Annotated in this window: 12 protein-coding genes; 11 read left to right on the top strand and 1 reads right to left on the bottom strand. The window is 33.2% G+C overall.

The window, feature by feature from the left end:
* The first annotated feature begins 73 nt into the window (after positions 1-73).
* The 8 genes from mnmG (at position 74) to AC2D8K_RS10765 (ending at position 6,492) form a co-directional block, all read left to right on the top strand.
* Positions 74-1,951: a tRNA uridine-5-carboxymethylaminomethyl(34) synthesis enzyme MnmG gene (gene mnmG / locus AC2D8K_RS10730; protein WP_002451545.1), complete on the top strand. Its 1,878-nt coding sequence runs from the start codon at positions 74-76 to the stop codon at positions 1,949-1,951.
* Positions 1,951-2,670, top strand: a complete 720-nt coding sequence (gene rsmG, locus AC2D8K_RS10735; RefSeq protein WP_002451544.1) for a 16S rRNA (guanine(527)-N(7))-methyltransferase RsmG — start codon at positions 1,951-1,953, stop codon at positions 2,668-2,670. The genes mnmG and rsmG overlap by 1 nt, the downstream gene beginning before the upstream one ends.
* 42 nt (positions 2,671-2,712) lie before the next feature.
* Positions 2,713-3,552 (top strand): nucleoid occlusion protein, encoded by an 840-nt coding sequence (gene noc, locus AC2D8K_RS10740; RefSeq protein WP_002451543.1) that lies wholly within the window; start codon positions 2,713-2,715, stop codon positions 3,550-3,552.
* 190 nt (positions 3,553-3,742) lie between these two features.
* Positions 3,743-4,102, top strand: coding sequence for a DUF3147 family protein (locus tag AC2D8K_RS10745; RefSeq protein ID WP_002451542.1), 360 nt, complete (start codon positions 3,743-3,745; stop codon positions 4,100-4,102).
* Between the two features lie 16 nt (positions 4,103-4,118).
* Positions 4,119-4,514 carry a DUF3147 family protein gene (locus AC2D8K_RS10750; RefSeq protein ID WP_002451541.1) on the top strand — a complete coding sequence of 132 codons (396 nt, stop codon included), beginning with the start codon at positions 4,119-4,121 and terminating at the stop codon, positions 4,512-4,514.
* Positions 4,480-5,019 carry a TetR/AcrR family transcriptional regulator gene (locus AC2D8K_RS10755; protein ID WP_002451540.1) on the top strand — a complete coding sequence of 180 codons (540 nt, stop codon included), beginning with the start codon at positions 4,480-4,482 and terminating at the stop codon, positions 5,017-5,019. Before AC2D8K_RS10750 ends, AC2D8K_RS10755 begins: the two co-directional genes overlap by 35 nt.
* Positions 5,020-5,260: 241 nt before the next feature.
* The gene (locus AC2D8K_RS10760; RefSeq protein WP_002451539.1) at positions 5,261-5,830 is read left to right on the top strand and encodes a helix-turn-helix transcriptional regulator; all 570 of its coding nucleotides are present in this window, start codon (positions 5,261-5,263) and stop codon (positions 5,828-5,830) included.
* Between the two features lie 83 nt (positions 5,831-5,913).
* On the top strand, positions 5,914-6,492 hold the full coding sequence (locus AC2D8K_RS10765; protein ID WP_207023208.1) for an NDxxF motif lipoprotein: 579 nt from the start codon (positions 5,914-5,916) through the stop codon (positions 6,490-6,492).
* A gap of 61 nt (positions 6,493-6,553) precedes the next feature.
* On the opposite strand, the gene AC2D8K_RS10770 is transcribed toward AC2D8K_RS10765, so the two are convergent.
* Entirely contained in the window at positions 6,554-7,222 is a 669-nt protein-coding gene (locus AC2D8K_RS10770) for a YIP1 family protein (RefSeq protein ID WP_484698690.1), read from the bottom strand.
* Positions 7,223-7,455: 233 nt separating this feature from the next.
* Here AC2D8K_RS10770 and AC2D8K_RS10775 point away from each other — a divergent pair, with 233 nt between their 5' ends.
* Genes AC2D8K_RS10775 through AC2D8K_RS10785 form a run of 3 tightly spaced genes read left to right on the top strand, consistent with a single transcriptional unit; the run spans position 7,456 to position 10,464 of the window.
* Complete coding sequence (locus tag AC2D8K_RS10775) at positions 7,456-8,586, top strand: efflux RND transporter periplasmic adaptor subunit (RefSeq protein ID WP_002451536.1); 1,131 nt, start codon at positions 7,456-7,458, stop codon at positions 8,584-8,586.
* Positions 8,583-9,269 (top strand): ABC transporter ATP-binding protein, encoded by a 687-nt coding sequence (locus AC2D8K_RS10780; protein WP_002451535.1) that lies wholly within the window; start codon positions 8,583-8,585, stop codon positions 9,267-9,269. The genes AC2D8K_RS10775 and AC2D8K_RS10780 overlap by 4 nt, the downstream gene beginning before the upstream one ends.
* Positions 9,262-10,464, top strand: coding sequence for an ABC transporter permease (locus AC2D8K_RS10785; protein ID WP_002451534.1), 1,203 nt, complete (start codon positions 9,262-9,264; stop codon positions 10,462-10,464). Before AC2D8K_RS10780 ends, AC2D8K_RS10785 begins: the two co-directional genes overlap by 8 nt.
* Positions 10,465-10,516: the final 52 nt, after the last annotated feature.

Genomic DNA, 10,516 nt, shown 5'->3' on the forward strand with positions numbered 1-10,516 from the left:
AATAGGGAAGTTCATCCAGCAGGGGTATATTTCTCAGACAAATAGGTAAATGTTTAATAAGGAGGTTCAACAATTGGTTCAAGAATATGATGTAATTGTAATTGGTGCAGGTCATGCTGGTATTGAAGCAGGTTTAGCATCAGCAAGACGTGGCGCTAAAACATTAATGTTAACAATCAATTTAGATAATATTGCCTTTATGCCATGTAATCCATCAGTAGGTGGTCCGGCTAAAGGGATTGTTGTACGTGAAATTGATGCATTAGGTGGCCAAATGGCTAAGACAATAGATAAAACGCATATCCAAATGCGTATGTTAAATACAGGTAAAGGACCAGCTGTTAGAGCATTACGTGCACAAGCTGATAAAGTGCTATACCAACAAGAGATGAAGAATGTTATCGAGGATGAAGATAACTTAGATATCATGCAAGGTATGGTAGATGAATTAATTATTGAAGATGACGAAGTTAAAGGTGTACGTACAAATATCGGTACAGAGTATCGCTCTAAAGCAGTGGTTATTACGACTGGTACATTTTTACGTGGTGAAATCATCTTAGGTAACATGAAGTACTCAAGTGGTCCAAATCACCAATTACCATCTGTCACATTAGCAGATAATTTAAGAGGATTAGGTTTCGAGGTTGTACGTTTTAAAACGGGAACACCACCACGTGTTAACTCTAAAACAATCGATTATTCAAAAACTGAGATCCAACCTGGTGATGATGTAGGACGTGCTTTCAGTTATGAAACGACAGAATATATTTTAGAGCAGTTACCATGTTGGTTAACTTATACTAATGATAAAACACATCAAGTGATTGACGACAATTTACATTTATCTGCAATGTACTCTGGAATGATAAAAGGTACAGGTCCAAGATATTGTCCATCAATCGAAGACAAATTTGTACGTTTCAATGATAAACCACGCCATCAATTATTCTTAGAACCAGAGGGACGTAATACTAATGAAGTATACGTACAAGGATTATCAACAAGTCTACCTGAACACGTTCAAAGACAAATGTTAGAGACGATACCTGGGTTAGAAAAAGCAGATATGATGCGTGCAGGTTATGCCATTGAATATGATGCAATTGTTCCAACTCAATTATGGCCGACACTAGAAACAAAAATGATTAAGAATTTATATACTGCTGGCCAAATTAACGGTACATCAGGTTATGAAGAAGCGGCTGGACAAGGTATTATGGCTGGTATTAATGCAGCAGGTAAAGTATTAGGTAAAGAAGAGAAGATCTTAAGTCGTTCGGATGCGTATATTGGCGTCCTTATCGATGATTTAGTAACAAAAGGTACAAATGAACCATATCGTTTATTAACATCACGTGCAGAATACCGTTTATTATTACGTCATGATAATGCTGACTTACGTCTTACAGATTTAGGACATGAGCTAGGTTTAATTTCGAATGAACGTTATGCGCAGTTTAATCATAAACGTCAACAAATAAAAGATGAAATTCAAAGATTAACAGATATCCGTATCAAACCAAATGACCATACGCAATCAGTGATCGAAGCAAATGGTGGTTCTAAACTTAAAGATGGTATATTAGCTATCGATTTATTACGTAGACCTGAAATGACATATGATACGATATTAGAAATCTTGGAAGAAGATCATCAATTACCTTCAGAAGTTGAAGAACAAGTTGAAATTCAAACAAAATATGAAGGTTATATCAATAAATCATTACAACAAGTTGAAAAAGTAAAACGTATGGAACAAAAGAAAATTCCTGAAGACTTAGACTATAGTAAAGTTGATAGTTTAGCTTCAGAAGCTAGAGAAAAACTAGCTGAAGTTAAGCCACTCAATATTGCGCAAGCTTCAAGAATTTCTGGCGTTAACCCAGCTGATATTTCAATTTTACTTGTATATTTAGAACAAGGAAAACTTCAAAGGGTGAATCAATAATGAGTATAGAATGGCTATCTGAGAAATTAAAAGAACACAACATCGAATTATCGAACACTCAAAAAGAACAATTTCAAACATACTATCAGCTACTTGTTGAATGGAATGAAAAGATGAATTTGACAAGTATTACGGATGAACATGAAGTGTATTTAAAGCATTTTTATGATTCAATCACACCGAGTTTCTATTATGACTTTAAGGGTTCATTATCAATATGTGATGTGGGTGCAGGTGCAGGTTTCCCAAGTATTCCATTGAAAATCATCTTCCCTGAGTTGAAAGTGACAATAGTCGATTCATTAAATAAGCGTATCCAATTTTTAAATCATTTAGCAGACGCTTTAGGTCTCCAAGATGTGAGTTTTGTGCATGATCGTGCAGAAACCTTTGGTAAGGGAGACTACAGGGAGTCTTACGATATCGTTACTGCCCGCGCTGTTGCGCGTCTAACTGTATTAAGTGAATTGTGTCTACCTTTAGCTAAAAAAGGTGGTCAATTCATAGCTTTAAAATCATCTAAAGGTGAAGAAGAATTAGACGAAGCTCAATTTGCAATTAATGTATTAGGTGGCAATGTTAAAGAAACCTTTAACTTTGAATTGCCAGAAGAAGCGGGAGAAAGACAAATGATTGTCATTGATAAACGACGCCAAACATCTAAGAAATACCCAAGAAAACCAGGTACACCCAATAAATCTCCTTTACTTGAAAAGTAAGATATGATGATATAGAAATGAATGAGAGGGAGCGAATGGATTATGAAGAAACCTTTTTCAAAATTATTTGGTTTAAAAAACAAAGATGACATCATGGGTTCTATTGAAGAAGACCGAAATAATAATGTTGAGTCCATTCATATTGAACGTATCGTACCTAATCGTTATCAACCTAGACAAGTATTTGAACCAAGTAAAATACATGAACTTGCAGAATCAATTAAAGAACATGGATTATTACAACCGATTGTAGTTAGACCTATTGAAGAAGATATGTTCGAAATTATTGCAGGTGAACGCAGATTTAGAGCAATGCAATCTTTAAATATGTCTCAAGCAGATGTCATTATCCGAGATATGGATGATGAAGAAACTGCAGTGGTTGCATTAATTGAAAATATTCAACGTGAAAACTTATCCGTAGTCGAAGAAGCGGAAGCATATAAAAAGCTACTTGAACTTGGTGATGTGACACAGAGTGAATTAGCGAAAAGTTTAGGTAAAAGCCAAAGCTTCATTGCTAATAAGCTACGCTTACTAAAATTAGCACCTAAAGTCATTACAAGATTAAGAGAAGGTAAAATAACTGAACGACATGCACGTGCTGTACTCGTATTATCCGAAGAAGATCAAGAAGCATTAATTGAACAGGTCATAGCTCAAAAGCTTAATGTGAAGCAAACAGAAGATAAAGTACGTCAAAAGACAGGACCTGAAAAGATTAAAGCACAGTCATTCCAATTCTCACAAGATGTAACGCAAGCAAGAGATGAAGTAGGTAAAAGTATCGAAGCAATTCAACAATCGGGCTTACACGTTGAGCAAAAAGATAGAGATCACGATGATTATTATGAAATTAAAATCAGAATTTATAAGAAGTAAGTAGAACTCCTTTTGTCATTGAGATGAAAGGAGTTTTTATTATGATTTTATATTTATAGAGAGTTCAAACTAGCTAAGTAATAATTAGAAAATTAGGTCTATTGATTTTATTGTTTACAATTGATAAAGTGCGTTTTACACTAAAAGTAAACGAAACGTTTCGTTTAATAATTAGCAAAGAAGGATTATTGTGTTCGGAATATCTATATCAAGTGCGATACTTCATTTTGTAATCGGTGGATTTGCGGTTGCTTTAGCATCAATTATGGCAGAGAAAGTTGGCGGTAAACTAGGTGGTATTATAGCTACAATGCCCGCAGTCTACTTAGCAGCAGTGATAGCATTAACCATAGATCATGAGGGCGATGAACTCATTAAAATGTCTATGCATTTAAGTACAGGTGCGATAGTAGGCATTATATCGTGTATTTTAACTGTATTTTTTACCTCAATTTTTATTTATAAGAAAGACTATAAAAGTGGTACAGTATTTGCCATATTGTGTTGGCTTGTGATTTCTGTGGCGATTTTTGTAGTAAGACATATATAAAAGGAGGTACATTTTAATGAAATTAACAATTATTAAATTTTTAGTTGGTGGATTAGCAGTATTAATTAGTTATATCGTCTCAGTGGTACTTCCTTGGAAAGAATTTGGAGGAATATTTGCTACTTTCCCGGCAGTATTTTTAGTATCTATGTGCATTTCTGGAATGCAATATGGTAACAAAGTGGCAATGCATGTGAGTCGAGGAGCAGTCTTTGGTATGACTGGCGTTCTGTTTAGTATATTAGCAACATGGGCAATGCTCAACGTAACACATATGTGGTTGCTTAGCATTATTGTTGGATTTATAGTATGGTTTGTAAGTGCATTTATAATATTTGAAATCGTGGAGTACGTAGCACGTAAAAGAAGGGGAAAATATGGCTGGAAGACCGAAAGACCCAACAGTAAATAAAAAAATTTATGAAGAAATTAATCGTTTATTAGAAACAACACATTTTAAAAATATGACGATAGATCAAATTGCTGAGAATACAAGTGTTTCTAAGGCAACGATATATCGTCGTTGGAAAGACAAAGAGTCTATGATTGTAGATATGTTTGTAGATCAATCACGAATCATTGAACCAGAATATGATAATCTGTTTGATAATCTATATGATTTCCTAATTAAAGTTATGAAAATCTATAAGACACCATTAGGAAGTGCTGTTATTGAAATATTGATAAGTAATCAACAGACAGAAGCACGAGAAAAATTTATGAGAGATTACTTTGAACATAATAGAACGATTTTAAAATCCATCATTAGTCAACATATCGAAGAAGACAATCAAGATTTATTCATCGATATCATATTCTCTCCTATCTATTTCAATATATTAATCAAACCGCAGTCTCTGACAGAAGCATATATTGAGAAAATGTTAAAAATGATTTTAAAAGCATATGACGTATAGTTATAGTTCGATAGCGTTCCTGACTAAGGAGCGTTTTTATTTTGAAATAATATATAAAGGGTAGTCTAAGGTAAGTCTTTGAAATCTTGTTATGACATGGTGTAAAAACATTTTGACAGAACAATTAATGAAATTGTAAATCAAATTTGGTAGTTTTATTTTAAAGAAAACGTTTCTATATGAGTATCACTTTGAAGAAAAGTGAAATACTTTTTAACTAGAAAATTAAGGAGACAGAAGCATGAATATAAGCCATCAAATTAAATTATGCAGGGAAAATAAAGGATATTCTCAAGAATATTTAGCTGAGAAACTATATGTATCTAGACAAACTATTTCGAATTGGGAAAATGAGCGTAGTTATCCAGATGTACATAACTTAATAATGATGTGTGAGTTATTCAATGTGTCCTTGGATGATCTAGTTCAAGGAGAAATTCATATGGAGCAAAGAGAATTAGTAAAAAAGAAGTTTGATTTTTGGACGTATATAATGTTAATACTTCTGATAGGTTCACTGATATTATTAGGGCCCTTAATTGTGTATTTAAGTTGGTGGGGCTTTGCTATATTTTTATTATTGTATTTGGTCGGGATATATGCAGGTGGAAATGTTGATAAAATTAAATATAAAAATGGCATGGATAATTACGATAGAATTGTTGCTTTTATGAATGGAAAAGATCCTAATGAAGTAAATGTTAGTAAACGAAGAGCAGTCTTAACGGATATTATCATCTTTATTCTAGTAAGTGGTGGCTATGGAGCAATAGGAGGGCTAAGTATTTATTTAGCTTTTAAATTTTTGTAAGTGAAATAGAAAATATTTTTACATTTTAAAAGTCCTTTGATAGCATATATTTTAATAATAAATATAATTTAAAGGATGGTTGCATGCGTTATAAAAGGCTAACTTCGGTATTACTTACGTCATCTTTGATATTAGGAGCATGTTCTGGACATGATGATCATGAAAAGATAAATAAAAATGACGATGAAAAGTTACCACCTATTCCTAAGAAAGTGTTTGTAGATCAAAAATCAAATAAGCAATTATCTGAAAAGGAATTAAAGAAAAGTATTAAGACATACTTAAATACGAATAAGGATTTAGCAGACAATATCACTGATTTAGGCTCAGAAACTAAACTCAATAAAAAAGATCAAAAGAAACTAAACAAATTGCAACATATGTCTAAAGAAAATGATCAAAACTTTGAAGATTATATTAGAAAAAATGAATTACCTAAAGGATATAAAGAAGGTACTGAATTAACAGGAAAATATACTAAAGAAACCAATGACTATTTAAATCAATTAACTTCAAAATTACAAAAGTTAGATAAAAAAGATACAAAAGAAATCGATAAATTAAATTCAAAATATAAAGATAAAGTAAACGGTAAACAACAGAAGAAAGTAGAGAACTTCTTAAAAGATAAAGATATTGAAACAAAAGCATTTGAAAAGTAATTGAATATAATCAATAAAAAATTCCCAGTTCCGAAGCGGTTCTGGGAATTTTTAATATTGATTACATACCAGATAAACTTTGCATAGAATCCTGCATACCTGCACCAATTAAGCCAGAGCCAATAGTTAATACTAAGGCAACTACTGCCCAAATAATAGATGCTTTTTTAGATAATTTACTAGTACCAAAATAAACTGCAAATATTAAATAAGCTGATAATAAATTAGATAAACTGAATGGTACTAAGTAATTATTTCCTTTATCAAATACATTGAGACTATCTAATTGTGTTTCTGGAATAGTTAAACCAAACAAGGCTTGAATACCGTATACGATAATTGTAAAAACTACTGTAATTATTGAATATGAAATTGTAGCGGAAAAAATCTGAATAGCACTTGCATCAGATTTCATAATTTTTGTAATAACTAAGAAGATAACGAAAGTTATTAGTAATCCAAAAATAATTGCTCCAATAGATTGCCCGATAAAAGTTGCTACATTAAATTGGTTTTGCTTATCAATTTCAGATTGACTTAAACCTGCTTGCTTCAAGGCTTTGGTATTATCTGTAATATTTAATGCTAATGCCATAGATACAAAAGTTAAAACAATAAATATGATTAACTTTACAAGCCATTTTGGATTTTGTCGTATCTTTCTAAAATGGTCTAAAAAAGGTAAGTTAGATTGTGATGCTTCAGGTTGTGTTGTATTCGTTTGTTCCATATATGTATCTCCCCTTATTGTTATTTTAATAACAGAATAACATTGTTAAATAATTTTTAAAATATCAATTTTTATTTTAAATAAGTATAAAAAATAGAGTAAGTAAAAGAAATACAAAAACTTTTTCATTATTATTAAACTTAAAATAAGCTTAAATCTCCTTAAATTAAATATATATAATAATTAAAGTATGTTATCATGCAAAATATAATACATTTTAAGGAGCATAGGACATGAAGAAAAACATATTATGGAGTATTATCGGCGTGGCAATCATTCTACTTCTAGTTATTGCAGCGTTCATCGTGAAACAGACAACTGGCTCTGGTAATAAAGATAGTAAAGGTTACGATACATATACAGTTAAGAAAGAAACACCGATTAGTCTAGAGGGTAAGGCATCTCCGAAATCGGTCAAAACATATAACAACAATAGTCAAATTGGCACATTCCAGAGTCCAGCCGTTGATGACGGTCAAAAGGTCAAACAAGGGGATCGTCTCCTAAGTTATGATACGAACAATAGTAAGCGTCAACAACTCGCAAACAAAGTGGATCAAGCACAACAACAAGTGAATGATGATTATCAAAAAATCAATCAAAGTCCTAACAATAATCAACTACAATCTAAACTGACACAAGATCAAAGTTCACTTAACGAAGCACAACAACAACTGGCACAACATGATAAACAAATGAACGATAGTATTTATGCTGCATTTGATGGTAAGGTCAATATTAAAAATGGGGAAGATGCTGGTGACGGACAACCTGTCTTACAACTTATTTCAGACAATCCACAAATTAAATCAACTGTCACGGAGTTTGATGTTGAGAAAATCAAAGAAGGTGACAAAGTCGATGTCACAGTTAATAGTAATGGTAAAAAAGGTAAAGGTAAGATTCTTAAAATAGATGAATTACCAACGAGTTATGATGACAGCGCTAGTGGTGAAGCAAGTGGCGCACAAGCAGGTGCAGGTAGCCAAGGTGACGAAGGTCAAGAGGGTGGTAGTGCCGCACAAGCTTCAAATCCAACGGTAAATAATCCATCTGGTGGCAAAGAAGGTGATACATCTAAATACAATGTCATTATTGGTGATTTAGATATTCCAGTACGTTCAGGGTTCTCAATGGACGCGAAAATTCCATTAAAATCTTTAAAACTACCTAACGATGTTTTAACAAAAGATAACGATGTCTTTGTATTAGATAAAAAAAATAAAGTTCACAAACGTGATATTAAAATCGACCGCAACAATGGCCAAATTATTGTGAAAAAAGGACTTAAAGCTGGTGATAAAGTCATCAAAAATCCTAAAGGTAATTTAAATGATGGAGAAAAAGTTGAGGTGTCATCATGATTGAATTGAAAAAAATCAATCGACATTTCAAAAATGGAGACGAAACGAATCATATTTTAAAAGATATTGATATTCATATTGATGAAGGTGAATTTATCGCCATTATGGGGCCATCAGGGTCAGGTAAAAGTACATTAATTAATATTCTAGGATTTATTGACCGTGGTTATGAAGGCAATTACCTTTTTAACGGTGACAATTATAAAAAAGCATCAGATAATCGTCTCGCAACGATACGAAATCATACAGTAGGATTTGTGTTTCAAAACTTTAAATTAATTCAAAATAATACCATTCTTGAAAATGTCAGTATTCCACTCATATATAATGGAATGAGTAGTAAAGACCGTAAAGCCAAAGTGTTAAAAGGATTGGAAGATGTTGGTCTACATCAGAAGGAAGACTTACTTCCTAATAAATTATCAGGTGGACAACAACAACGTGTAGCGATTGCGAGAGCGATTATTAATGAACCTAAATTTATCATTGCCGATGAGCCAACAGGGGCATTAGATTCAAAAACATCAAAAGATATTATGGATTTGTTTGTGTCGTTAAACAAAGAAAAAGGAACAACCATGATTATGGTAACCCACGATCGTGAGGTAGCGAATAAAGCTGATCGTATTATTCATATTTTAGATGGTCGTGTGAAAGAGGAAGAGGTGTTGACGCATGAATAACTTTTCTAATATTTTATCCGTCGCCTTTCGCTCTATTTTAAAAAATAAGCGTCGTAATATCTTTACGATGATTGGTATTATTATCGGTATAGCGGCCGTGATTACAATTATGGCTTTAGGTAATGGCTTTAAAAAATCAACGACAGAACAGTTTGACGACGCTGGTGCAGGTAAAAATCAGGCATCGATATCATATATGACACAAGACATGAGCGCACCGAAAGACAATCCATTTAAACAAGAAGATATTAGTGTTGTAGAACAAATTAATGGTGTCAAAAGTGCAAAAATTAAAGAAAGCGAAGATAGTACATACTCTGCCAAAGTAACGAATACACATGGCAGTGGTGAAATCAGTTTAAAAAAGGCTTCTCATGTGTCAGGGGTCGATGAAGGCCATGGTTTTACGAAAGATGATAACGATACACAGGAGAAAGTCGTCGTGATTGATAGTAAAGTGGCGAAAAAGGTATTCCACAATGCGAAAGCAGCTGTTGGCAAATCCATTTATATTAATGGTGAAGGATTTAAAGTGGTTGGTGTTGGCGATGCAAGTGGTCAAGATGCGAATGGTATGCCACTTGAATCGGTCGTTCAAATGCCAACTAAAACAGCGGATCACTACATGAGCAACTTATCTCAAGGGACGCCACAACTATTAGTAACTGTTAACGATGGTGAAAATAAGAAAGATGTTGGTAAGAAAGTTGAAAAAGAGCTGAATAAAAAAGGTACGGGCGTATCTGATGGCCAATATAGCTTTGCGGATAATGAAGAGATGATGAAAGGTATCGGCAAAGTATTAGATATGATTACCTACTTCGTCGCAGCTGTGGCAGGTATTTCATTATTTATAGCCGGAATCGGTGTTATGAATGTGATGTATATTTCTGTAACTGAACGGACAGAAGAAATTGCGATACGACGTGCCTTTGGTGCCAAAGGTCGAGATATCGAAATCCAGTTCTTAGTAGAAAGTGTTGTGTTGTGTTTACTCGGTGGTATTATCGGACTGATACTCGGTATTATTATTGCCACACTTGTCGACTTAGCAACACCAGATATGGTTAAGAGTTCCGTCAGTCTCGGGTCAGTCATCTTAGCAGTGGGCGTATCCACATTAATTGGTATCGTCTTCGGTTGGATCCCAGCTAGAGCAGCTTCTAAAAAAGAATTGATTGATATTATTAAATAGTAAACATCATAAAGCACTCGTACCAATTGAAGTACGAGTGCTTTTATCATTA

Source organism: Staphylococcus sp. 510 (assembly GCF_057219715.1).